Source organism: Devosia sp. Z6_126, from assembly GCF_058133495.1.
The window spans coordinates 45743-69404 of the sequence record NZ_JBYUNO010000006.1 but is presented as its reverse complement, the minus strand read 5'-3'; the positions used below and the strand labels follow the sequence as shown (position 1 = coordinate 69404).

20 protein-coding genes are annotated in these 23662 nt (G+C 61.9%); 14 read left to right on the top strand and 6 right to left on the bottom strand.

What is annotated here, in order from left to right:
* Nucleotide 1: 1 nt before the first annotated feature.
* Entirely contained in the window at nucleotides 2-1129 is a 1128-nt protein-coding gene (gene dprA / locus AC3YOG_RS19470; protein WP_489936300.1) for a DNA-processing protein DprA, read from the top strand.
* A gap of 16 nt (nucleotides 1130-1145) precedes the next feature.
* Here dprA and AC3YOG_RS19465 read toward each other — a convergent pair whose 3' ends face one another.
* A complete protein-coding gene (locus AC3YOG_RS19465) occupies nucleotides 1146-2177 on the bottom strand; it encodes an aldo/keto reductase (RefSeq protein ID WP_489936299.1) in 1032 nt (343 codons plus the stop codon).
* A 146-nt stretch (nucleotides 2178-2323) separates the two neighbouring features.
* Between AC3YOG_RS19465 and topA the strand changes: the two genes are divergently transcribed.
* On the top strand, nucleotides 2324-4960 hold the full coding sequence (gene topA, locus AC3YOG_RS19460) for a type I DNA topoisomerase (RefSeq protein WP_489936298.1): 2637 nt from the start codon (nucleotides 2324-2326) through the stop codon (nucleotides 4958-4960).
* Nucleotides 4961-5156: 196 nt separating this feature from the next.
* On the opposite strand, the gene AC3YOG_RS19455 is transcribed toward topA, so the two are convergent.
* Nucleotides 5157-6203 (bottom strand): dipeptidase, encoded by a 1047-nt coding sequence (locus AC3YOG_RS19455; protein ID WP_489936297.1) that lies wholly within the window; start codon nucleotides 6201-6203, stop codon nucleotides 5157-5159.
* Between the two features lie 294 nt (nucleotides 6204-6497).
* Between AC3YOG_RS19455 and rnr the strand changes: the two genes are divergently transcribed.
* From rnr to rpmG, 3 genes are all read left to right on the top strand, one after another.
* Nucleotides 6498-8780: a ribonuclease R gene (rnr, locus tag AC3YOG_RS19450; RefSeq protein WP_489936296.1), complete on the top strand. Its 2283-nt coding sequence runs from the start codon at nucleotides 6498-6500 to the stop codon at nucleotides 8778-8780.
* Between the two features lie 4 nt (nucleotides 8781-8784).
* On the top strand, nucleotides 8785-9183 hold the full coding sequence (locus AC3YOG_RS19445) for a DUF983 domain-containing protein (RefSeq protein WP_489891167.1): 399 nt from the start codon (nucleotides 8785-8787) through the stop codon (nucleotides 9181-9183).
* An 82-nt stretch (nucleotides 9184-9265) separates the two neighbouring features.
* Nucleotides 9266-9433, top strand: coding sequence for a 50S ribosomal protein L33 (rpmG, locus tag AC3YOG_RS19440; RefSeq protein ID WP_035096841.1), 168 nt, complete (start codon nucleotides 9266-9268; stop codon nucleotides 9431-9433).
* Between the two features lie 363 nt (nucleotides 9434-9796).
* On the opposite strand, the gene AC3YOG_RS19435 is transcribed toward rpmG, so the two are convergent.
* Both AC3YOG_RS19435 and AC3YOG_RS19430 read right to left on the bottom strand, forming a co-directional pair.
* On the bottom strand, nucleotides 9797-11167 hold the full coding sequence (locus AC3YOG_RS19435) for a PleD family two-component system response regulator (protein WP_489936295.1): 1371 nt from the start codon (nucleotides 11165-11167) through the stop codon (nucleotides 9797-9799).
* A gap of 75 nt (nucleotides 11168-11242) precedes the next feature.
* Entirely contained in the window at nucleotides 11243-11614 is a 372-nt protein-coding gene (locus AC3YOG_RS19430) for a response regulator (RefSeq protein WP_172123408.1), read from the bottom strand.
* Nucleotides 11615-11713: 99 nt separating this feature from the next.
* Here AC3YOG_RS19430 and AC3YOG_RS19425 point away from each other — a divergent pair, with 99 nt between their 5' ends.
* The 7 genes from AC3YOG_RS19425 to AC3YOG_RS19395 all read left to right on the top strand — a co-directional run bounded on the left by AC3YOG_RS19425 (nucleotide 11714) and on the right by AC3YOG_RS19395 (nucleotide 17114).
* Complete coding sequence (locus tag AC3YOG_RS19425; RefSeq protein WP_489936294.1) at nucleotides 11714-11995, top strand: DUF3572 family protein; 282 nt, start codon at nucleotides 11714-11716, stop codon at nucleotides 11993-11995.
* A 322-nt stretch (nucleotides 11996-12317) separates the two neighbouring features.
* On the top strand, nucleotides 12318-12776 hold the full coding sequence (locus tag AC3YOG_RS19420) for a RidA family protein (protein ID WP_489936293.1): 459 nt from the start codon (nucleotides 12318-12320) through the stop codon (nucleotides 12774-12776).
* A 55-nt stretch (nucleotides 12777-12831) separates the two neighbouring features.
* Nucleotides 12832-13593 carry a glycerophosphodiester phosphodiesterase family protein gene (locus tag AC3YOG_RS19415; protein ID WP_489936292.1) on the top strand — a complete coding sequence of 254 codons (762 nt, stop codon included), beginning with the start codon at nucleotides 12832-12834 and terminating at the stop codon, nucleotides 13591-13593.
* The gene (locus AC3YOG_RS19410) at nucleotides 13586-14761 is read left to right on the top strand and encodes a GNAT family N-acetyltransferase (protein ID WP_489936291.1); all 1176 of its coding nucleotides are present in this window, start codon (nucleotides 13586-13588) and stop codon (nucleotides 14759-14761) included. Before AC3YOG_RS19415 ends, AC3YOG_RS19410 begins: the two co-directional genes overlap by 8 nt.
* 72 nt (nucleotides 14762-14833) lie before the next feature.
* Nucleotides 14834-15958: a hypothetical protein gene (locus tag AC3YOG_RS19405; protein ID WP_489936290.1), complete on the top strand. Its 1125-nt coding sequence runs from the start codon at nucleotides 14834-14836 to the stop codon at nucleotides 15956-15958.
* Nucleotides 15959-16000: 42 nt separating this feature from the next.
* On the top strand, nucleotides 16001-16456 hold the full coding sequence (locus AC3YOG_RS19400) for an HIT family protein (protein WP_489936289.1): 456 nt from the start codon (nucleotides 16001-16003) through the stop codon (nucleotides 16454-16456).
* Nucleotides 16389-17114, top strand: coding sequence for a YoaK family protein (locus AC3YOG_RS19395; protein WP_489936288.1), 726 nt, complete (start codon nucleotides 16389-16391; stop codon nucleotides 17112-17114). Before AC3YOG_RS19400 ends, AC3YOG_RS19395 begins: the two co-directional genes overlap by 68 nt.
* Here AC3YOG_RS19395 and AC3YOG_RS19390 read toward each other — a convergent pair.
* Nucleotides 17111-20527 carry a hypothetical protein gene (locus tag AC3YOG_RS19390; RefSeq protein ID WP_489936287.1) on the bottom strand — a complete coding sequence of 1139 codons (3417 nt, stop codon included), beginning with the start codon at nucleotides 20525-20527 and terminating at the stop codon, nucleotides 17111-17113. The two genes, AC3YOG_RS19395 and AC3YOG_RS19390, sit on opposite strands and share 4 nt — an antisense overlap.
* A 207-nt stretch (nucleotides 20528-20734) precedes the next feature.
* Between AC3YOG_RS19390 and AC3YOG_RS19385 the strand changes: the two genes are divergently transcribed.
* Entirely contained in the window at nucleotides 20735-21217 is a 483-nt protein-coding gene (locus AC3YOG_RS19385; RefSeq protein ID WP_489936286.1) for a peroxiredoxin, read from the top strand.
* Between the two features lie 62 nt (nucleotides 21218-21279).
* On the top strand, nucleotides 21280-22434 hold the full coding sequence (locus AC3YOG_RS19380; protein WP_489936285.1) for a M23 family metallopeptidase: 1155 nt from the start codon (nucleotides 21280-21282) through the stop codon (nucleotides 22432-22434).
* A 3-nt stretch (nucleotides 22435-22437) separates the two neighbouring features.
* Here the strand turns inward: AC3YOG_RS19380 and prfB are convergent.
* A protein-coding gene (gene prfB / locus AC3YOG_RS19375; protein ID WP_127753197.1) for a peptide chain release factor 2 occupies nucleotides 22438-23566 on the bottom strand; the annotation gives its coding sequence in 2 pieces (ribosomal slippage) (nucleotides 22438-23496 and nucleotides 23498-23566; 1128 coding nt in all).
* Nucleotides 23567-23662: the final 96 nt, after the last annotated feature.

Sequence of the window (23662 nt, the reverse complement as noted above, 5' to 3'; positions counted from 1 at the left end):
CGTGGGCAAAGGCGCTGCACTGGTTTCTGACCAAGAGCGCCTTGCCTGGCTTCGCCTGATTCGCACTGACAATGTCGGCCCCGTCACTTTTCGCCAACTGCTCGGCCGCTTCGGTTCAGCCGAGGCGGCGCTCGACGCCCTGCCCGGCTTGCTCAAACGGGCCGGAACGCAGCCGCGCATCTCGACCCGTATGCAGGCCGAAGACGAACTCGCTGGCCTGCAGCGCTTCGGCGCCCATCTCGTGCTCAGCTGCGATCCCGACTATCCGCCCCATCTCGGCTTCATTGCCGGCGCGCCGCCGGTGCTGACCCTCGCGGGCGGCGCCAATCTGGATTGGCGGCGCACCGTGGGCATGGTCGGTGCGCGCAACGCCTCCTCGGCCGGGGTGAAGATGACGCGCCTGCTCGCTACCGATCTTGGTGCCCGCGGTTATACGATCGTTTCCGGCCTCGCCCGCGGCATTGATGCAGCGGCCCACCGGGCAAGTCTGCAAACCGGCACCGTTGCGGTCCTGGCGGGCGGCTTTGACCAGATCTATCCCGATGAGAACATTCCGCTTGCCCATGACATTCTCGACCACGGCGGCGCCTTGCTCACCGAGATGCCGCTCGGCTGGGAGCCTCGTGCCCGCGATTTCCCGCGCCGCAATCGGCTGGTGTCAGGGCTGTCGCTCGGCATTGTCGTGGTGGAAGCGGCCAAACGCTCGGGCTCCCTGATCACGGCGCGCCTTGCGCTGGAGCAGAACCGGGATGTCTTTGCGGTGCCGGGTTCGCCCCTGGATCCCCGGGCCGAAGGAGGCAATGCCTTGATCCAGCAAGGGGCGAAGCTGATCACTAATGCCGAGGACATCATCGAAAGCCTGGGCTCGGCCGATCCGTCGCGCCAAGCCCTATTTGATCGACAATGGGAGCCGGACCCCGACGAGGTCGGCGCTGGGTTAGACGTCCCCGATCCTAGTGACGCGGATCGCTTGCGCGGTTTGTTGAGCACCGCTCCGATGGAAGTCGATGAACTGCTGCGGCAAACCGGACTGTCTGCCGCAGCGATGCAGATGCTGTTGCTGGAGCTCGATCTGGCGGGCGAGATCGAGTGGTCGAGCGGTCAGCTGGTCGCTAAACGCTACCGCTGACCGCCGCGCCTTCGCTTTAGCGCCCGCCTTCGAGCTTGCGATGGCGCTGGTTGATGCCACCAGCGCCATAGGGGTAATCGCCGATCTGCGGCTTGCTCGCTTCGTCAAGCCGCGCAACCTCCTCAGCGCTGAGGCTTAGATCGCCCGCAGCCATGTTGTCGGCCAGCTGTTCGCGCTTGCGGGCGCCCAGGATCACCGAGGTAACGGCGGGTTTTTGCACCAGCCAGGCCAGCGACACCTGCGCTGCACTGACGCCGCGCTGCTCGGCGATCTGCATGACCGCGTCGATAGCCGCCCAGGTCTGTGGGTTGGCATTGCGCTTTTCATACGCCTCCATGCCGCGCTTGGGGTTTTCGCCCAGCCGCGTTGCCCCGCTTGGCATTTCGTCACGCTTGTATTTGCCCGACAGCCAGCCGCCAGCCAGCGGCGACCAGGGCAGTAGGCCCATGCCGGCATCGAGCACGGCAGGCACGATTTCGTGCTCGATATCGCGCACCAGTAGATTGTATTGCGGCTGCAAGGTTACGGGAGGGGTATAGCCCTGCGCCTTGGCAATCCACACTGCCTTGGTCAGCTGCCAGCCGAGGAAATTGGAAAAGCCGTAATAGGCGATTTTGCCGTTACGCACCGAATCATCAAGAAAGCGCAGGGTTTCCTCGATCGGCGTCAGCGCGTCCCACGCATGCATCTGGTAAAGATCGATCTGCTCGACGCCCAATCGCCGCAGCGAGGCATCCAGCGCGTACCCCAAATGCTTGCGCGACAAGCCAAGGCCGTTGGACCCTTCCAGCGTCGGAAAGCGGCCCTTGCTGGCAATCACCAGCCGGTCAGCCATCCCGCCCTTGCTCTTGAGCCAGCGACCAATGATCTCTTCGGAGGTGCCATTGGTGTAGACGTCGGCCGTGTCGAGGAAATTTCCGCCCGCTTCGACATAATCATCCATCAAGGCGAACGACGTGGCCTCGTCCGCGTCCGACCCGAAGGTCATGGTCCCAAGGCAGAGTGCCGAAACCACCGTGCCGCTATTACCCAGTTTGCGTAAATCCATTGTCAACTTCCTCCTGTTGATCGCCACAACGGCCCGGCCGACACTCGGCTCCACGGGATCATACTAAATCAGCGCCCGTTGACACTGCCCCTCGGCTTCACCATGTTGCGCCACCTTGCGTTGCAGTGTTTCGGATCGGGTTTTCCATGAAGGTCGTTGTCGTTGAGAGTCCGGCTAAGGCTAAGACAATCAACAAGTATCTGGGTAAGGACTATGAAGTCCTGGCCTCCTTCGGCCATGTCCGTGATCTGCCCGCCAAGGACGGTTCAGTCCGGCCCGACGAAGATTTTGCCATGTCCTGGGAGGTTGATACCGCCTCCAAGAAGCGCCTTGCCGACATTGCCAACGCGCTTAAAGGCGCTGATGAACTGATCCTTGCGACCGACCCTGATCGCGAAGGCGAAGCCATTTCCTGGCACGTGCTCGACGTGTTGCGCCAGAAAAAGGCGATCAAGAAAGACACCCCGGTCCAGCGCGTGGTGTTCAACGCCATCACCAAGGATGCCGTGACTGCGGCCATGGCCAAGCCGCGCGACATCGACATGCCGCTGGTCGATGCCTATCTCGCTCGCCGCGCGCTCGACTATCTTGTGGGCTTCACCCTTTCGCCGATCCTGTGGCGCAAGCTGCCCGGCTCCCGCTCGGCCGGACGCGTGCAATCGGTGGCTTTGCGCCTTGTGTCCGACCGCGAGTCCGAGATCGAGCGCTTCAAGGCCGATGAGTACTGGTCGGTGGAAGCCAAGCTCGCGCAAAAGGGCAAGAGCTTCATTGCCCGGCTTTATTCCGTCGACGGCAAGCGCACCGACAAGCTGGCGATCAAGAACGGCGAGGACGCCGCCGCGCTCAAGGCGCTGATCGAAGCTGGCCAGTTCAATGTTTCGGGCGTCGAGAAGAAGCCCACCAAGCGCAACCCCTATGCGCCCTTCACCACCTCTTCGCTGCAGCAAGATGCCTCGTCCCGGCTAGGTCTGTCGCCGTCGCGCACCATGCAGATCGCCCAGCGCCTCTACGAGGACGGGTTGATCACCTATATGCGTACCGACGCGGTGCAGATGGCCCCCGAGGGGATCGCCATGGCCCGCTCTGCCATCACCAAGAACTTCGGTGCCGAATACCTGCCGGAAAAGCCACGCATCTATCAGACCAAGGCCAAGAACGCCCAGGAAGCGCACGAGGCCATCCGTCCCACCGATATGCTCAAGCATCCCGATACGATGAGCAATCTCGATGCCGACCAGCTCAAGCTCTATGGCCTGATCTGGCGCCGCACGCTGGCGTCACAGATGCGCTCGGCCGAGATCGACCGGACCACCGTTGACATCGCCGTCAATGTGCCCGGCCGCCAGGTCGAACTGCGTGCTGTTGGCTCCGTAGTCACCTTCCCCGGCTTCCTGGCGCTGTATGGCGTTGAAGCCAAGAGCGACGATGACGAGGAAGACGAGGACAGCCGCGAATTGCCGCCGCTGGCCGTTGGCGACAAGCCTGCCCTGCAGGCCGTCGAAATCGAGCAGCACTTCACCCAGCCGCCGGCCCGCTACACCGAAGCCAGTCTGATCAAGAAGATGGAAGAGCTCGGCATCGGCCGGCCCTCCACCTATGCCGCTACCCTCTCCACGCTGAAGGATCGCGACTATGTGCGCCTTGAGGGTAAGGCGCTGCATCCCGAGGATCGCGGCCGCATCGTCACGGCCTTCCTCGAGAGCTTCTTCAATCGCTATGTGGAATATGGCTTCACTGCCAATCTGGAAGAACAGCTCGATCTGATCTCGGCCGGTGAGCTCGACTACAAGCAGGTGCTGCGCGATTTCTGGCGTGATTTCACCGTTGCGACCACCGAGATCAAGGATCTGCGGGTCACCGAGGTGCTCGACGCCCTCAATGACTTGCTGGAAGACCACATCTTCCCGGCCAAGCCTGATGGCTCGGATCGTCGCCTGTGTCCGACCTGCGGCACGGGCCAGCTGTCGCTCAAGCTTGGGAAATACGGTGCCTTTATCGGCTGCTCGAACTATCCCGAATGCAAGCACACCATGCAGCTGTCCGACGCGGCCACTGGCCAGTCCTCGGAAGCGGCAGCAGGTGACGGCGTGTTGGGCACCGATCCGGAAACGGGGGAAGAGGTTTACCTCAAGACAGGGCGCTTTGGCCCCTATGTGCAGCTTGGTGACGGCAAGGAGCCCAAGCGCTCCTCCCTGCCAAAGGGCTGGGAAGCAGCGTCCCTGACGCTCGACAAGGCCCTGCAGTTGTTGTCACTGCCACGGGAAGTGGGCACCCATCCGGAAACGGGCTCGCCGATCACGGCAGGGCTCGGGCGCTACGGCCCCTTCATCCTGCATGACGGCAAATACGCCAATCTGCCCGATGTGGAGGAAGTGTTCACGGTTGGTATCAACCGCGCTGTGGACCTCCTGGCGCAAAAGGCGGCGGGCGGTTTCAAGCGCGGTGGCGCTGCCGTCGCCGCGATCCAGACCTTTGAGCACGACAACGGCCCCATTACCGTGCGTGCTGGCCGCTATGGTCCTTATGTCAACCAGGGCAAGATCAACGCCACCATTCCCAAGGACATCAAACCCGAGGATGTAACGGTGGACCAGGCGGTGGAATGGATCGCCGCGCGCGCCGAAGCCACCGGCACCAAGCCCAAAAAGGCCCCGGCCAAGAAGGCAGCTGCCAAGAAACCCGCCGCCAGAACCGCTGCCGCCAAGAAGCCTGCTGCTAAAAAAGCTGCGACCAAGAAGGCACCAGCCACCAAGACCGTGGCCGACGAAGACGTTCCGTTCTGACGCCTGGTTTGTCGGGCGCGCGAGCATGATCTGGATCAAGGGCACTGATCGGCCCCTGCGCTAGCTTAGCACTGCAACCCCAAGGGGGCGCTTACGCGCCGCAAGGACAAGGTTGCGTGGTCACCGGCGCCGGCTTCGGCGTCGGACGAACCCGGCACCGCGTGGGCTGGAGCGCCTCCAGACGCCGGCCACCGGTTCAGCCGATTGTGCGTTCGATCAGCGACAGCCAGTTGTCACAGGCGATCTTGCGCACCAGCGTTTCGCCATAGCCCTTGTCCAACAGCGCGGCGAGCAGCTTTTGCACGCCCGTGACATCGCCGATCTCGGCGGGGATCATGGCGCCGTCAAAGTCCGAGCCAAGCGCCACGCCGTCTTCTCCCAGTGCTTCCACCAGACTGTCCACATGGCGCACCATCATCTCGATGGGCGTATCGGCGCGCATTTGCCCGTCCGGACGCAAAAAGCCTGTTGCAAAGTTCAACCCGACAACGCCCTTGCTTTCGGCGATCGCTGCCAGCTGCCAATCGACGAGGTTGCGCGCATGCGCGGTGATGGCATGGACATTGGAATGAGTGGCAACCAGCGGCTTGTTGCTGATTGCAGCGACATCGCGAAACCCCGCGGCATTAAGATGCGACAGATCGATCATCACGCCAAGGCTATCGCAAGCGCGCACCAAGGCCTTGCCCGCATCCGAAATTCCCGGGCCGATATCTGGATCGGCGGGGTAGCGAAACGGCACGCCGGTGCCAAAGGCATTGGCGCGGCTCCACACCAGCCCGATCGAGCGCAAACCGGCCGCATAAAGCACATCAAGGGAGTGCAGATCCGTGTCGATCGCTTCGGCGCCCTCGATATGCAGCACTGCTGCCAGCTTGTCGGCCGCGATCCCCTGGCGAATCTCGGCAGCACTCCGGCACAGTGTTAAGGCGCCAGCCCGCTCCAGCCGCAGCAGGATCGAGGCCATGGCAAGAGTCACCGATTGCGCATCGGCCAGCGGCAATTCAGGAGGAAGCGTGGAGCTTGGATTGGCCGAATTGGCTACCACCGATCCAAGGCCGCCCTTAAGCGGTGGCGGAAAGATCGCAAAGAACCCACCCACCATACCGCCCGTGCGGGCACGTGGACCATCGATCTGGGCCGCAGGCATCCCCTCCACAAACAGCCGCTCGGGGTCGGCGACACCCGCTTCCAGCAGCTTGAGCAAGGTGTCGTTGTGGCCGTCGAAAAATGGAATGGTCATGGGAACTCAGCAGAATCGGTGGAATCTGGGCACCCTAGCATCCTCTGGACGGGGACGGGTCGGCCGATAACCTGTGCCTTGTTCCGCATGGACGACCTCGGTGAAGATAGAGCAATAACGGCCTTATCCCGGCCATACTCGGCACCAGAGCGCAATAACCTCGATCTCGTCGCGCAACATTTCAGCCGCGTCAGACATTGAAATTGGGCAGGTCAGGCGGACTTGGCAGAGCGGCGGTTTGCAAAAGCCGGGGCGATCCCTATTTATGTTGCAACATAAAAAGAACTGACACTTATGGCTAAACTACAAACAAGAGCAAAAAACACTTCCGGCCCCAAGCGCCCCCGCCTCAGTGCTGCCGAGCAACTACCTTCACGCGAGCAATTGCTGCAGGCGCTCGCCGAAACGCCCGATCTCAAGGGCAAGCGCGATCTGGCCAAGCTGTTCGGCATCCGCGGCGATCTGCGCAAACCATTCAAGGCCATGCTGGCTGAGCTGGAAGGCGAAGGCGTTATTACCCGCACGCGCAAGGCGCTGCGCCGTACCGCCGCCCTGCCCCCGGTAACTGTGCTCGACATCCCCACCGATGCCGATCCCGATCACCTTCACGCCTTCCCTGCCCAATGGAATGACGAAGAAGGCGAACGCCCCCGCGTTCTCGTTTATCAGGGGCGCGACGCCCGCGTCATACCCGCTCCAGGCGACCGCATCCTGGCCCGTATTGACGCCGGTGATGGCGAGATCCCGGCCTATACCGCCCGCCCGATGAAGATCCTCGACAAGCCGCGCCGTGCCCATATCGGCATTGTGCGCATGGATGAGGACGGCGCCCGCCTCATTCCCGTGGATCGCAAGCAAAAGGAAATGCGCATCCCCATGGGCGACCTTGGCGAGGCCCGCGACGGCGATCTGGTGGAAGTGGAGGTCAAGCTTTCAGGCCGCCTGATGATCCCGCGTGCCCGCGTTACGGCCGTGATCGGCAACCCGGCTTCCGAAGGCGCCATCAGCCTCATTGCTATCCACAGCCTCGAGATCCCCTATCGCTTCCCGACATCGGTGCTACGTGAGGCCGAGGAAGCCAAGGAAGCCACGCTCAAGGGCCGGGAGGATTGGCGTGACCTTCCCTTGATCACCATCGATCCGTTCGACGCCAAGGATCACGACGACGCCGTCTATGCCCAGCCCGATCCCGATCCCGCCAATGCCGGCGGGCACCTGGTCACCGTGGCCATTGCCGATGTGGCAGCCTATGTCCGTCCCGGCTCAGCGCTCGACCGCGAGGCCTATCTGCGCGGCAATTCCGTTTATTTCCCCGACCGCGTCGTTCCCATGCTACCCGAGCGCATCTCCAACGAGTTGTGCTCGCTCAAGGAAGGGGAACCGCGTGCGGCCCTTGCCGTGCGCATGGTCATCGGCGCCGATGGGCGCAAGCGCTCGCACAGCTTCCACCGAGTGCTGATGCGCTCGGCCGCCAAGCTGTCCTATCAGCAGGCACAAGCGGCCATTGACGGCCAGCCCGATGACAAGGCTGGCCCGGTGCTCGAGCCGATACTGCGCCCGCTCTGGGACGCCTATGAGACCATGGCCAAGGCACGCGACCAGCGTGGGCCGCTCGATCTCGACCTGCCCGAACGCAAGATCGTTCTGGACGAGAAAGGCATGGTCAAGGACATCCGGATCCCCGAGCGCCTCGATGCCCACCGGCTAATCGAAGAAATGATGATCGCGGCCAATGTCGCGGCGGCCGAAACGCTGCAGGCCAAGAATATGCCCCTGCTGTTTCGCGTCCATGACACGCCTTCGACCGAGAAGCTTGCGGCCCTTCGCGATTTCCTCGGCTCGCTCGATATTGCGGTCAAGAAATCCGACGCGGTGCGAGCCAGCGACTTCAACGGCATCCTGGCCGAGGCCCGCAAGGCGGGCAATGCCGAGCAGGTATCGGAAATGGTGCTGCGCTCGCAGGCCCAGGCAGAATATGCCCCCGAAAATTACGGGCATTTCGGCCTAAACCTCGACAACTACGCCCACTTCACCTCGCCCATTCGCCGCTACTCGGATCTGATCGTCCACCGCGGCCTGATCCGGGCGCTGGGCTTGGGTGATGATGGCCTCTCGGACAACGAGATGCAAAAGCTTGCCGGCATCGGCCAGCACATTTCAGCGACCGAGCGCCGGGCCATGGCGGCGGAACGAGAAACGTCCGACCGCCTGCTGGCGCAATTTTTGGCCGGCCAGATCGGGGCACGGTTCGAGGGCCGGATCTCCGGGGTTACCCGCTCCGGCCTGTTCATTCGGCTCCTTGATACCGGAGCCGATGGATTTGTTCCCGCCTCCACCCTGGGAGCCGATTTCTATCGTTATGAGCAAGAGCAGCAGGCAATGATCGGCGATCGCACCGGCGAGAAGTTCGCCCTGGGTGACCGCGTGACCGTTCGCCTGCTCGAAGTTGCCCCCGTGGCAGGGGCAATGCGGTTTGAACTTCTCTCGGAGGGCAGCCGCGTCAATCCGTCAACTACACGGCGGACAACGAAACGCCCATCTAGGACACTCGGCCCCAAAGGCCGTCGCAAGAGGTGACGCCATGAGCATCGTAGCCAAAAGTACCGATCAACGCAGCGTCATGCAGGCTATGTGGCGTGGCGTGCTGTGCAAGTGCCCAAACTGCGGCGAGGGCAAGCTGTTCCGCGCTTATCTGAAAGTCGCCGACCACTGCGAAAACTGCGGTGAGGAGTTTCACCATCATCGCGCCGATGACTTGCCGCCCTATATTGCCATCACCATTGTCGGCCACCTGCTTGTTGGCGTGATGATGCATATGGACATGACCTATCACGTCAATCCGCTGACCTATCTTTATACCATGGTACCCTTGGGCATCATCATGCCGCTGGCTATGCTGCCCTCTATCAAGGGTGCCGTTGTGGGGCTGCAATGGGCCAACCGCATGTATGGCTTCGACCCAGCCAAGCGTGAGGCTTGACATCCGGCGGTAAATCCGTAGGTTGCACCCAAATTCCGGCGCCGCGTTCGCGGCGCCTCTTTGTTTACGCGAGGACACTCCAATGGCCAAAGCCGCTTCCGTCAAGATCAAGCTCGTGTCGACGGCTGATACTGGCTTCTACTATGTCACCAAGAAGAACGCCCGCACCCAGACCGAGAAGCTGTCGTACAACAAGTACGACCCGGTTGTGCGCAAGCATGTTGAATTCAAGGAAGCCAAGATCAAGTAATTGATCCTCTCCCGAGCCGAACAAAAACCCCGCAGCGATGCGGGGTTATTTGTTTCTGAGGCTACGAGCAGCCGCCACTACCGACCTGCAGGCGATCCTGAGAATGAAAGAAAGTGGCTGGTCCGGAGCGGCATGTCGAAGAGGCCACTCTGTCCGCGTCCGGACCAGCCGCCCTACGGTCTCAGGAGTTGCGGCGGACCTGAGAGAGCCGTAGGGAACTTTGGGCACCATCCACAAGAACTTGGCAGCGCCGTTAAAGAAACCCTACGCCTGCCCCGCTAAAACTCAAGCATATCCAGCAGGTTGTGGCCGCTAAGCTTCTGTTAAGTATAATGGATAACCCTAACGACGTAGCTGGCAGGCTCAAGCGGCGTCAAAGACAACTTGGTTACGGCCCTGCCGCTTGGCGCGATAGAGCGCCACATCGGCTCGCTTCATCAGCACTGCCGGCGTATCCGAGACGCTCTCGTTGAGTGTCACGCCAGCCGAAACCGTCACCCACATCGGCCGGTCGCCGCCGACATCAAAACCCTGTTCGGCAATGGCTCGGCGCACCCGCTCGGCCACGGCTTCCGCCTGCCCCATATCGGTATCGGGCATTAGCACCACGAACTCCTCCCCACCGAAACGGCAAGCAAGGTCGACACCTCTAACACTGCGCCGCAACCGCTGCGCGAACTCCTTGAGCACACTGTCGCCGACATGGTGCCCATAAGTGTCGTTGACGGCCTTGAAGTGGTCGATGTCGAGAATCATGACGGCCATGTCCCGCCCTTGCGACTGCGCCTTGCTCAACATCACATGCAGGTGCCGCTCGAAATAGCGGCGATTATATAGCCCGGTCAGGTCGTCCGTTACTGCCATGGCCATGGTGTTGTTGACGCTTTGCCGCAGCTCCAGCGCATAGCGCTGGCGCCGGATTTGCGTGCGCACCCGCGCCGCCAACTCATTGCGCTCCACGGGGCGCATAATGAAATCATTGATCCCCAGATCCAGCGCCCGCACCACTTTGGGGCGGTCGGTTTCATCGGCAATCAGAATGATGGGCAAGGTGCGCGTATGTTCGAGCGTACGGATCTGCGAGCACACCCGGAGCGGGTCGAAATTTTCGAGCGCCATGGCGACGAGCACAACTTCGTAGGGCGCCCCGGTAACCTGGAACACGGCATCGGCGGGCTGGACGAGCACATCAACGCTATGCTCGGGAACAAGATAGGTCTTGATCCGCTCGGCATGGCGCGCATCGGTGTCGATCACCAGCACATGCCCAGCGCCAGTGTCGACATTGTCCATCGCACGCAGCGCATCCTCGATGGCGATCTGCTGGCCCGTGAGGGCCCGCGCGCGCAGCTCGTCGGTCAGCGTCTTGAGGCGCACCAGGCTTTTGACCCGGGCCATCAGTTGCATGTCATCGACTGGCTTGGTCAGAAAATCATCGGCACCCACTTCCAGCCCTCGCACCTTGTCGGAGGGCTGGTCGAGCGCGGTAATCATCAGCACCGGAATGTGGTTGGTTCTCGGGCTCGCCTTGAGGCGGCGGCACACTTCAAAGCCATCCATATCGGGCATCATTACATCGAGTAGGACGATATCCACATCGTTGCGATTGCAGATTTCGATGGCCTGCGGGCCGGAACTGGCGGTCAGGACCTCGTAATACTCAGCGGCTAAGCGAGCCTCCAGCAGGCGTACATTGGTCGGAATGTCGTCGACGATCAATACGCGTGCAGTCACTCTTCGCCCCACCTACCACAGCCGGCATATAGACGACCGGGCAGCACCATGGCCGCGCCGAGCGCAACGGCCCCCTCAAGCCGGGCCAATATAGCGGGCAATAGTTTCCAGAAAGTGAGGCACCGAAATGGGCTTGGAGATGTAACCCTCGCACCCGCCTTGCAAAATCCGCTCTTCGTCGCCCTTCATGGCAAAGGCAGTCACCGCGATTACCGGGATATGGGCAAGCTCTTCATCATCCTTGAGCCACTTGGTGACCACCAGTCCCGACACTTCAGGCAGCTGGATATCCATCAAGATCAGGTCGGGATGGTGCGCGCGCGCCAGATCCAGCGCTTCCATGCCGGAGCGGGTCTGGATGACGGCGTAACCGCGCGATTCGAGCAGATCGTTGAAGAGCTTCATGTTGAGCTCGTTGTCTTCCACGATCATCACTGTTTTTGGCATCAAACCTCGCTTGCGCTGCTCGAGTACCCTCAGCACTTCGTTTTACCGCGCCATTCAGGTAACATCGAACTCATTACAAAAGACCAAATGAGCCTGGCTGTGCCCCGTATTGAATCTGCGCCCCCTCCCAATGCCTCCGGGCTCGCCGATGCCTGCCTCTCCTACCTTGCCGAGAACCCCGATGAACTCTTGGCATTCATGCAGGTCGCCGGCCTTGATCCCGACTCGCTGCGGCGCTCCACCGGTTCCCCAGCCTTCCAGCACGGACTTATCGACTATTTTGCGGCCAACGAGCCGCTGCTCCTGTCCCTTTGTGCCAATACCGGCATGGCACCCGAAACCTTCATGCGAGTCTGGCACCAGCTCAATCCAGCCGGCTAAGCACGAAGGCCTTCGGGGCATGCTGCCGGTTTTCACTTGCGCCGCCGACCCGGAGCCCTGATGATCCCGGCGACACGGCTGATGTGCTCGATGGGGTCGGCTGCCCTCCGGTGAACCGGCCAAGTGTTGGGGTGCGCTGCCGGCCGCTCGGAATCGGTGTACCGGTTTCGGGAAGGCCAAGGCTACGGTGCGATCTGCCGGAGTTCGGCAATGCCGAGGCCGCAGTCGAGTTGAACATCTCAGCGCATTGGGCTTCGGCCATGCAAGTAAGGCCGATGCACCGCCGGCCCAACCAAAATGACGACAACCAAGGCAAACAGCGATGACCAGTCCCACTGAAAAACTGCGTGAATACGGCTACGAGCTCCCTACCCCCAAACCGCCGGTCGCCAGCTATGTTCCGGTGACCCGCACCGGCAATATTTTGTACGTATCGGGCCAGATCTCCAGCAATGAAACCGGCGTCGTCACCGGCCTCCTGGGCGATACCATGAATGTCGTGCAGGGCGGCAACGCTGCCGAACTCGCGGCGCTCAACGTGTTGTCGCAAATCGTCCATATGGGTGGCGTGCCGCTGGAAGAGATCAAGCGTATTCTCAAGATCACGGTTCTTGTGGCTTCAACGCCTGACTTCACCGAGCACCATCTGGTTGCCAATGGGTGCTCGAACCTCCTGGTCGGGGTGCTGGGTGACCGGGGCAAGCATGCCCGTGCCGCCTTCGGCGTTGCCGCGCTGCCCTTTGGCGCCGCCGTGGAAATCGAAGCCGTGGTGGAAGTCTAGCCACAGCCCGGTCCTCGCCCACCTCCATATCCCCAGCACAACTGGATACCAAAACTTGACCGACCTGCCCCTTTTCCCGCGTCCCGTCGCCCATCGTGGTCTGCACAATCGTGCCGCTGGTATCATCGAAAACAGCGCTTCCGCCTTTGAAGCCGCTATCGCCGGCAACTGGGCGATCGAGTGCGATCTGCAGCTGACCTCGGACGGCGTGCCGGTGCTGTTCCATGACAGCAAGCTTGAGCGCCTCACCGGACGCACCGGTGCGGTCAGTGAGCTCACTGCCGCCGAACTCACCGCGATCCCCTTACTCGACAGCGCCGCCGGTGATCGGCCCCAGCGCTTTGCCGAGTTCCTTGAACAGATCAATGGCCGTGCGCTGCTGCAGATCGAGCTCAAGCATCAGGCCGACAGCGCCGGCACCCAGTTGCTCGCCCGCGCGGCGGCCGAAGCCTTGAAGTCCTATGCCGGCCCGGTAACCGTCGAGTCCTTCGACCCCAACCTGATCACCCAGATCCGTCAGTTCGGTTTTTCCGGGCCGCGCGGCATCATCACCTACAACTATGAAGGGGCCGAAGCCGAGCAGAACTACACGGCAGAGCAGCGCTGGACCCTGCGCCATCTGCTGCACTGGCATGAAACTCAGTTCGATTTCATCTCCTGTGCCAAGGACGCGCTGGAGCTGCCCGCGATCAAGTTCTGGCGAGCGCTCGGCAAACCGGTGACCGGCTGGACGATCCGGTCTAAACAGGAATGGGAAGCCGCCCGGCCCCATATCGACCAAATCGTCTTTGAAGGCTTCGACCCGGACCTTGCCTGATCCCGGCTATACCGCCACTATCCATCCAACCACCGCCGGCATTTCGGCGGAGGTTTGGAACAGCCTTGTGCCGTCCTCGGATGGGGTGGCGGATAACCCTTTTCTGAGCCACGCCTTCTTCCTGGCCCTCGAACAATCCGGCTGTGCCACTGCCCGCACCGGCTGGCAACCTCAGCACATCCTGCTGGCCAACAGCGCGGGCCAGCCCGTTGGGCTGATGCCGCTCTTTCTCAAGTCCCACTCCATGGGCGAATATGTCTTCGACCACGGCTGGGCCAATGCCTTCGAGCGCGCGGGCGGGGACTACTACCCCAAGCTGCAATGTTCGGTGCCGTTTACCCCGGCCACCGCGCCCAAGCTCCTGGTGCCGAGCGGCAGCCTTGAGGAACAGGCGGCGCTGCTTTCCGCCGCTCAGCAACTCGCCAGCCAGCGCGACGCCTCGTCGGTGCACATGACCTTCGTGCCCGAAGCCGAGGCCGATCTGGTGGAAACAACTGGCTGGCTCAAGCGCCTCGACACCCAGTTCCACTGGCACAACCAGGGCTTCGACAGTTTCGAGGGTTTTCTCGAAACCCTCTCCTCGCGCAAGCGCAAGACCATCCGGCGGGAGCGCCGTGATGCGCTTGCCGATGGCCTAGCGGTCAAGTGGCTGACGGGCTCTGACCTCCAGGAGCATCACTGGGACGCCTTCTACGATTTTTACGAGGATACCGGGGCGCGCAAATGGGGCCGGCCCTACCTCAATCGCAAGTTCTTTTCCCTGCTTGGTCAAACCCTGGCCGACCGCATCGTGCTGATGCTGGCCTATGACGGCCCCACCCCAATCGCCGGCGCGATCAACTTCCTTGGCCATGATCGCATCTTCGGTCGCAACTGGGGTGCCACCCGCGACGTGCCGTTCCTCCACTTCGAGCTCTGTTACTACCAGGCGATCGATTACGCCATCGCGCACAAGCTGGCTGTGGTGGAAGCCGGGGCCCAAGGCGAACACAAGCTCGCCCGCGGCTATGCTCCCGCCACCACTTATTCCGTGCACTATATCGCTCATCCTGGCCTACGCGGGGCCATTGCCGACTTCCTCGAGCATGAGCGCGCTTCGGTCGCGCGCGAGCAGGAAGCGCTGGACACCTACACTCCGTTCCGCAAGGGCGAGCGCACCGACCGCTAGCGCGGCAGGATGCCCCTTGGACTTAGCCGACACCGGAGGCTATGTAGGTTAACGCTCCCTGCAGGAATCCGCATGAATATCTCTGACGCTTTCGTCTTTATTCTCCAGGCCGGCGTCACCTTCGTGTTCTCCACCGCCCTCTTCGATGCGCTGCACTGGTTGCTGCATCGCTGGGAAACCTCGCGGTTCAAGCTCTTGCGCACCTTCTCGTCCTGGCACTGGGTGCATCACAAGTTTCTTGACCTCGATATGAAGATCAATCCGGCCTATGCCCGGGCCAATATCTGGTTTCACATCCTGCCGGAATACGCGACCTCGATGCTGGGGATCGCGCTGTTCCTGCTCGTTTTCCCTTGGCCGCCCATAGCGCTTGTGGCTGTCATTCGTACCATCATGCTGGTGATGACCTTCCGCGAGGAAGGGCTCGACTACAACCACATGGCGATGGATCGCGTCGGTGCCCAGCAGGGTCTGCTCTGGGTGGACAACAACTACCACGCCATGCACCACGTCTACCCGCATAACTTCTTTTCGTCCTTCGCCAACATCTTCGACCTGCTGTTCGGCACCACTTGCCAGATCAAGGGTCGCCGCTTTCTCGTTACCGGCGCCAGCGGGTCTTATGGCTCGGCGATGGTGGCAAAGTTGACCGATCTGGGTGGTCTTGTGGAAACCGCCAAGTCAGGCACCGATTTTTCAGCCGGCGACTATGACCGCATGCGCGAAAAGCTTGAACGCGCCGAGGTGCTGGTGCTCGCCCATGGCGCCAAGTCGCAGGATTGCTGGAACGCCAATTTCGTCACCTTTACCGATCTGGTCGAGCTCTTCACCGCCCTTGGCAAAGACAGGCTCACCCCGCCCGAAGTCTGGGCGGTGGGCTCGGAAGTCGAGTTTCACGGCGATATGGGCATGGAAGAGCTCAAGGATTATTCGGCGTCCAAGCGCGCCTTTGCGCGCCGTGCGCTGGATTATTACCACTGCGACGCTGTCTTCTACCGTCACATCGTCCCGTCGAGCTTTACCTCCGCAATGGGCAAGGGGGCAATGAGCGCGGCCACCGCCGTCAACATCACGCTGTTCTTTATTCGCCGCGGCTTTTCCTATGTGCCGGTCACCTTTACCGGCCTCGCGGTTCTGAACTATTTCCGCTTCCGCTTCTTCCAGCGCCGCTCGGGACAGGCAGCCCCGGCCGAATAGGCGGTTGATCTCGGCTCTTGAGCCGAGCACCTTGCCGGGAGTATGCCAAGGCCATCCACTCCCGCGAGGTACACCGTGAGCACTGCCTACGATCCCAGCAACATCTTCGGCCGCATTCTCCGGGGCGAGATGCCAGCCCACAAGGTTTACGAAGACGACACCGCCTTGGTGATGCTCGATGTGTTCCCCCAGTCACGCGGGCACACGCTGGTTCTGCCCAAGGCTGCCTCGCGCAACCTGCTCGACGCGGATCCTGCCACCCTCTCGGCCGTGATGCCGATCGTGCAGCGGGTGGCTGTTGCGCTCAAGGCAGCGACGGGGGCTGATGGCATTCGCCTCGTCCAGTTCAATGAAGCCCCAGCTGGACAAAGCGTGTTTCACCTGCACTTCCACCTCATTCCCGTCTATGAGGGCGAGGCCTTGGGCGATCATGGCAAGGGTGCTGCTGACGCCGCTGAAATGGCCGGGCTGGCGCAAGACATCGCCAGCCGCCTTTAAGCCGGTGACGCCCGCTCCCAAGCTCGGCCAAGGGCTCTTGCTCACCGGATTGGCCGGGTTCATCGATGCGATCGGCTTTATCGAACTGGGTGGCTACTACACCTCGTTCATGAGCGGCAACACCACCCAGTTGGGCAATTACCTGCTCGATACGCCCTCGGCAGCCGCGTTGCTGCCGCTGGGCCTCTTGCTGCTTTTTTTCACTGGCAGCACGGTGGGATCGCTGCTGTCTTTGGCAAGCGAGCGTTTTGGCCCAGCCCTTGTTGCGGCCTTGTTGTTTTCCAGCACAACAGGGGCAATCGCCTTGCACTTTGCCGGCGCCGAATCGCCACTCTCGATGGGGCCCTTGGCCTTCGGCGCGGGCGCCCAGAACGCTTTGTTGTCCCCGGCCGGCTCCGTTCGGCTTGGCGCCACCTTCGTGACGGGTACCCTGTTTGCTGCTGGCCAAGACCTGGCCAAGGCGATCCACAAATTGGCCCCGCGCTGGCGATGGACGCAACACCTCCTGGTTTGGCTTTCCCTGTTGCTGGGTGCCGCCTTGGGCGCGGCGTCCTATCAGCGCCTGGGCCCGCTCGCCTTGCTTGCACCCGCGGCTCTCCACGCTGCCTTTTGCCTCGGGCTGGCGCTGCGGCAGCGCAAGGCGGGCCCACGGCCTTAGTCGACCCGTGGCTGCTCGCGCGAGCGGAACTCGAACAATTCGCGGAAGGCTCCGGGCACCAGCGCTGATAGCGGGTTGATGCGGAAATCGGGCTTGGCCAGTGGTCCCTTGACTGCAAAGGTCACGCCCACCAGCCCCTCACCATCACGTCCGCCCAAGAGCGGCCCGAGCAGCGGGATTTTCTGAAACGCGCTGTTGAGCCCGAATAGCGGCACATAAGTGCCCGCCAGATCGTATTGCCGCTGGTCGGTATAGATGAAGCCGCGCATCGTTCCGCCTACGGTATCGCCGGTCAAAACAGCATTGGTGACCTCGACCCGGTCCGAGCGCCGCACGAAATTGACCATGCCCCGATCGAAATCCAGCCGGTTCCCGCGCGCGATCACCGCTCGCGAATCCGCGTGGTTGCCAAGCACCTGCGCAACATTGGCCTCGTCCACAATGGAAAAGCCGCGCATGCGCAACTGGCCGAACTCGGCACCTGCCACGCTGTCGGTGGTCATGACGAGATTGCCCTCACCGCCCGCCAGCTGTGAATACACGCCCAGGAGCCGCAGGATCGTTCCGGCATCGCTGAATGCCACCGTCATCGTTCGCCCCTTGGGCGCGGGATTGGTGGTGACCGAAATGGCGTTGTCATCACCAAACTGCGCCGTCAGCCGCGCCCGCCGCATGTCGCTGCCCTTCAGGGACAGGTCCAGATCGAGATTGAAGGCGGTCGTGGCGTAATAACCCAGCGCTCGATCGAGCTCCACGTCGAGCACCAGCGTCTGGTCGAACTCGGTGGTTTGCACCCCCCCGGTGCCTTCATCCAGGCTGAAGAAGCGCTTCAGCATGGGCTTGAGGTCCAATTGGGTACCGCGCACCTGCACGGAATAGCCGCCATCGATCGGAGCGAGCTTGAGTTGCGCGCCATCCCCCTCGCTGAGGCCGAAATCGATGAACTCGGCACTTTGCAGCCCAGCCTCGGCGTCGAACTTGAGGCCGCCCTTGAGTTTCACGGTGTCAAAAGCCAGATCAATCCCGAATAGCTCGGTTACACCATCGGTTTGCTTGACGATTGTCTGCAAGGTGCCAGGGACGCCGGCAGCCTTGCTCAACCCCAGATCCCCAATGGTGAGCGCTGCCTCCTTGAGGTCCACCGCGATCTGCAGCGAGCCATCCGGCAGCGGCTGCGCCACAAAGCCAACCTGCCCGCTCATGAACGGCGAGGCATCGAACCCCATGGCGGCCAGGTCCTTCACCTCCACCGTGGAAGCGAGCCGGAACGCCGGCTGAGTTTCCGGCGTGCCGGCAATCTCCAGCTGCGCCTCCATACCGTCTATGTCAGCGGTACCTTGCACCTGATAGCCGTCCTGCGAGGCGCTGAAGGACAGCTGCCCGTTGCCGATTGTGCGCTCCTGTATGGCCTGAGTGCTGGCGAAATTGGCGACATTGCCATTGACCACATAGTCGAGGTCCAGCGGCGCGCCGCTTGCTTCATCGGGCAGCTTGATGGTTGCCACAAGCCCCAGATCGATCTGACCCGATAGCGCGGCAAGATCGAGCGGCAGGCTGGCTCGCGCCAGCATTTCGGGCTGCTGTTCCTTGGCCAGGGCAAGCAGGGAGGGAATACCGGCGCTCACATCGCCCGAGATCTCGAGAATGCTTTCTGCGGGATTGGAGTTGTCCATGATCACGGCCGGGTTGCGCACCGCAATCGGCCCGGCCCTGGTCGCGATAGCACCCCCACCAGCCGAGACCGTCAGGTTGGGGCCGCTTAATTGCAATCGCGTTTCGCCGTCAATGGCTATATCGGCCATCTCCGGCACCGGTTTGACCACGACGCCGGTACCAACCATGTCGATCTGCATCGCTTCGGGCGAAATCGGCTTGTCCTCGCCGCCCACTTCCAGGCTGCCCACCGGAAATTTGAACTTCAGCCGCGCGCGCGTCACCATACCGTCGCTCACATTGGCCACAAACCAGTCACGGCTTTCCGTGCCCAGCATATAGGGCCAGAGGCGTTTCAGGTCGTCCGCACTAACCCCTTGGCCGACAATGGTCATGTCGAGAGCCATGCCGGCCTTGAGAATATCGATCCGGCCGGCGCTTTCGACGATGGCAGCGCCCTTTTTCGCGACGAGCCGGTCGATGCCCGTGGCACCATAAAGTGGCGCCGACCAGCCCGAGAACTCGACGCTGTCGAATGGCTCCGCCGGTGCCGCCATGTCGTTGGGGTGCACGCGGACCTCGCGTGCCTTGATCATCATGCCGATCGTCGGCCCGAATTCCGCATCCAGGCCGAGCGCAAACGTGCCCGAAACGCGGGCGGAACTCTGGCCGATCCGCAAGGCGGCCTCGTGCAACTCGAACCGGGCGTCCTTTGGCGACCAGGTCACGTCCATGATCGAGCTCGCGACGGGGAAGAACTCGTCCTCGATGCGCATGTCGAGGCCCGTCAGGTCGATCTTGAACGCGCCGTCCACGAGCTTGCCCGTCTCGGGCGCAAAATGCACATCGATGGATAGCGCACCCGCGCCCCGCAGGGCCGCGATGCTTTCAGCGTCATCGACAAAGGGGGCCACGGCCGCAAAATCGATATTGGCAATGTCGGCCTCGAGCCGGGAGCCACCCTTGTCGTCGAGGGTGCGCGACAGGCTCCCCATCATCGTACGTCCTCCCAGGGCCGCCGAGAATGTCCCCCTGGTGTCCTCGCCGCCGGGCGTAGGGCCGATCTCGAGGTTCACGCTGTTGAACTGACGCATCCGCCCGTAAACGGCATCGATCATCTCGACGGTGCCGTCCTTGATCGTCAGCTTGGAGAACCGGCCCTGTTGCGCCTGCTCCACAATGTCGGCCACACCCTTCTCGCTCGCCTCGAGATTGTAGATCAGCCAGTCATTGTCGGACCGCAACTGCAGCGGCACCGACCCACCCTGAACGTCGACGCCACTGGCGGAAATGTCGACGCTGGGGAACGCATCCTCCCCCTCCAGCACCCTTGCAGTCGTCCCGCCCTGCTCGTCGGCCACTAGCTCAAAGCTCGTGGTGCGTGGCCCAAACAGGTCCTGCACGATCTGGATGTGGGGGCGCACAATGGTGATGGTGGCCCCAGGCTGCCCAACCAGCGCACGGATCGGCGAGAACCCGATCTCGAGCGCATCCATCTTGACCTTGGCTCCGGTCTTGGCATCCGTCATCAGCACGGGCGAGAACTGCAGCACTGGCCAAACGCCACGTTCGAGCGCCAGCGCCATTCCCCCCAGATCGAGCTTGCTGGTGGGGGGCATAATGGATTGCGCCAGCGCCCGCGCCGCTTCACCGCCAAATGGCAGCCGCAGCGGGGTCACCAGCAGCACTAGATACAGAACGATCAGCAGGACGGCTGGCACGCCCAACACCCAGGCGCCCATCTTGGCGGCAAGACGCATAGGATGCCGACGCCGCATTGCGGGGGCTGGACCTGGCGTGTCTTCGAGGGTTGTTGACGCGCTCACTTACATCCAGATCAAGCTCGGCCGATTAGTCTCCCGGCCTCTTGAGAATCAACCGCAAGTGGCGGCTTCTTGCGCGATGATACCGGCTGGAATATGGCACCGGCAGCTACAATCTAGCGGGGAAAACAGGATTTAACCGGCATGCTTGCGCCTGGGGATACCGCTTCCGACTTTACCCTGCCGCTCGACGACGGCACCTCCTTCCACCTTGCCGATCACCGCGGCAAGTTTGTGGTCCTGTTCTTCTATCCGCAGGACGATACCCAAGGCTGCACCAAGGAGAACCTCGAGTTCTCCAACCTGGAGCCGGAGTTCGCCCGAAGCGGTGCTGTCCTCCTCGGCATATCGCCGGATACTGTGGAAGCGCATCGCAAGTTCCGGGAAAGATACAGCCTCACCGTGCCGCTGGCCGCCGACCCCGAGCGGACCGTGATCGAGCTATTTGGGGTATGGCAGCTCAAGAGCCTCTATGGCCGCCAATTCATGGGCCTCGTACGCACCACTTTCGTTGTCGCGCCTGATGGCCGGGTCGCCGCCGTGCTCCGCGTCACGCGCGTTAAGGGTCACGCTCAAAAGGTTCTCGACCTTCTCGGAAATTTGCAGCCCATTACTTCGGAAAGCTGAGGCTTTTCCGTTTTTTAACCATGCAGGATCATACTCGCTAACCATAAATATGGATCAGCGGAGTGTATGGCGTGCGTAATGGAGCGAGCTTCTCGTCGCCGGGTCGAGCCAAGCCCAAAACGGCTCCCCACGCCGGCATTCGCCCGCTCTGGTTCTACGGCATGTTCACGCTGCTCTTGGCCGGCAATGCCCTGACCGGCACTGCCCTGCTGTTCTCACCCGAGATCGCCAAAGTCCTCAACGGCCAAACCGAACAGGTTATCCAGGCCTATGAGGATCGGATCGCCCAGCTGCGTGTTGAAGTCGACCGTCTCCATTCCCGCTCCTATGCCCAGGCGGGCGACATCAACCTGCAACTGCAGGAACTTTCGCAGCAACAGGAAGTGCTGTTGGAACAACATCAACTGGTTAAGGTCCTTGTCGACAAAGCCGGCGAGCTTGGCATTGAAACTGCCGCCCTCGGGTCCAGTCCGGGTGATCTGGCGATGGCGGCGCCTACCACCCCCAGCGGAAATCCCGACATCGACGAAACGGCTCGTGCCCTTGCCCAAATGATGGGTGAAACCGAGCATGCCATGACCAGCATCGCCCAGGCCGCTACCGAGCGGACGACCAGCATTGTCAACGAGATGGCCGAGATCGGCATTCGCGTCAGCCTGCCCGACGCGCTTGATGGCGTTGGCGGCCCCCTGCTCGCGCCGAGTGACGGCGGCGACGCAGCGCCGATGATCGAGGATGCCAACGCGGTGATGGCAGCGCTGGTGCGCTACAAGGCGGCGCGTGACTCCATCGGTGCCGCGCCCATTCACCTGCCCATCGCCGGCACCTACCGCCAGAGTTCAGGCTTTGGCAACAGGCGCGATCCCTTCAGCGGTAAGCGCGCCTTTCATTCCGGGCTCGATTTCGCTGCGCGCTCCGGCACCACAGTGCTGAGCGCAGGCCAGGGCGTGGTGACCTTTGTCGGCGTGCGCTCTGGCTATGGTAATGTGGTGGAGGTCACTCATCCCAGCGGCTTGGTGACTCGCTATGGTCACCTCTCCGGCTTCCTGTCCAGCAAGGGCCAGAAGGTGCATACTGGCACCCCTATTGCCAAGGTTGGCTCTACGGGCCGGTCAACCGGCCCGCATTTGCATTTTGAAGTGCGACAAGGCAGCCGCGCCATGGATCCCAAGCAGTTCATGGAAGCCGGCAAGCGCCTGCAGGCGCTGCTCGGCTAACCATTATTTGCCTTCCGCCACAACATCGGTCGCAACGCCAACGCGCTGCGCCAAAGCCGCTTCCATGAACTCGTCGAGATCGCCATCCAGCACCACGGAGGGCTGGCCGCTTTCCACGCTTGTGCGCAGATCCTTGACCATCTGGTAGGGCTGTAACACGTAGGAGCGGATCTGGTGACCCCAGCCGATCTCTGTCTTGCTCGCTGCCTGCGCGTTGGCCGCTTCCTCGCGTTTTTGCAACTCGGCTTCATAGAGACGAGCCTTGAGCATGTTCATGGCCGTCGCGCGGTTCTTGTGCTGGCTGCGCTCGGCCTGGCACGCCACGATGATGCCGGAAGGCACGTGGGTGATGCGGATGGCCGAGTCGGTGGTGTTGACGTGCTGCCCGCCCGCGCCGGACGCGCGATAAGTATCGATCTTGAGATCGCTTTCACGGATCTCGATGTCAATCGAGTCGTCCACCACGGGATAAACCCAGACGCTCGAAAAGCTGGTATGCCGCCGAGCCGCCGAGTCGTACGGGCTGATCCGGACCAGCCGGTGCACGCCGCTTTCGGTCTTGAGCCAGCCATAGGCATTATGGCCCTTGACCAGTATGGTCGCCGACTTGATGCCGGCCTCTTCACCATCATGCATTTCGATGGTTTCGACCTTCATCTTCCGCCGTTCCGCCCAGCGCGTATACATGCGCAACAGCATGTTGGCCCAATCCTGGCTCTCGGTGCCACCGGCACCGGAGTGGATTTCCACATAGCAGTCGTTTGCGTCGACTTCACCCGAAAGCAGAGTCTCGATCTGCCGGCGGCGCGCATTGATGCGCAGCTCGAAGATTGCCTCTTCGGCTTCCTTGACGATCTCGGCGTCGCCTTCGGCTTCGCCCATCTCGATCAGTTCGAGGTTGTCGCGGACGCCGTTTTCCAGCTCGTGCACGGCCTTGACCGCCACGTCGAGCTCATCGCGCTCACGCATGGTGACGCGAGCCTTTTCGGGATCGTTCCAGAAGTCGGGTGATTCAGTCTGCGCTGTTAGCGCGTCGAGACGAAGTTGTGCCGTATCCCAGTCAAAGATGCCTCCTCAGCAGGCCCAAAACCTGCTCGATGTCGGCGACGGCTTTTTCGATTTCCGCACGCATGTGAACTATCCTTTTGTGTGGGGCCTCATGTAGCCGTCCACCCCCGTCCGATCAACCCATTGAGCTATCAAAGCGGACTTGCCAAACGGCCTCGCC

Excerpts from the sequence above, each read along its gene's own strand:
- AC3YOG_RS19465 (WP_489936299.1), bottom strand. The coding sequence starts at position 2,177 with ATGGATTTACGCAAACTGGGTAATAGCGGCACGGTGGTTTCGGCACTC.
- topA (WP_489936298.1), top strand. The coding sequence starts at position 2,324 with ATGAAGGTCGTTGTCGTTGAGAGTCCGGCTAAGGCTAAGACAATCAAC.
- AC3YOG_RS19455 (WP_489936297.1), bottom strand. The coding sequence starts at position 6,203 with ATGACCATTCCATTTTTCGACGGCCACAACGACACCTTGCTCAAGCTG.
- rnr (WP_489936296.1), top strand. The coding sequence starts at position 6,498 with ATGGCTAAACTACAAACAAGAGCAAAAAACACTTCCGGCCCCAAGCGC.
- AC3YOG_RS19445 (WP_489891167.1), top strand. The coding sequence starts at position 8,785 with ATGAGCATCGTAGCCAAAAGTACCGATCAACGCAGCGTCATGCAGGCT.
- rpmG (WP_035096841.1), top strand. The coding sequence starts at position 9,266 with ATGGCCAAAGCCGCTTCCGTCAAGATCAAGCTCGTGTCGACGGCTGAT.
- AC3YOG_RS19430 (WP_172123408.1), bottom strand. The coding sequence starts at position 11,614 with ATGCCAAAAACAGTGATGATCGTGGAAGACAACGAGCTCAACATGAAG.
- AC3YOG_RS19420 (WP_489936293.1), top strand. The coding sequence starts at position 12,318 with ATGACCAGTCCCACTGAAAAACTGCGTGAATACGGCTACGAGCTCCCT.
- AC3YOG_RS19405 (WP_489936290.1), top strand. The coding sequence starts at position 14,834 with ATGAATATCTCTGACGCTTTCGTCTTTATTCTCCAGGCCGGCGTCACC.
- AC3YOG_RS19400 (WP_489936289.1), top strand. The coding sequence starts at position 16,001 with ATGCCAAGGCCATCCACTCCCGCGAGGTACACCGTGAGCACTGCCTAC.
- AC3YOG_RS19395 (WP_489936288.1), top strand. The coding sequence starts at position 16,389 with ATGGCAAGGGTGCTGCTGACGCCGCTGAAATGGCCGGGCTGGCGCAAG.
- AC3YOG_RS19390 (WP_489936287.1), bottom strand. The coding sequence starts at position 20,527 with ATGCGTCTTGCCGCCAAGATGGGCGCCTGGGTGTTGGGCGTGCCAGCC.
- AC3YOG_RS19385 (WP_489936286.1), top strand. The coding sequence starts at position 20,735 with ATGCTTGCGCCTGGGGATACCGCTTCCGACTTTACCCTGCCGCTCGAC.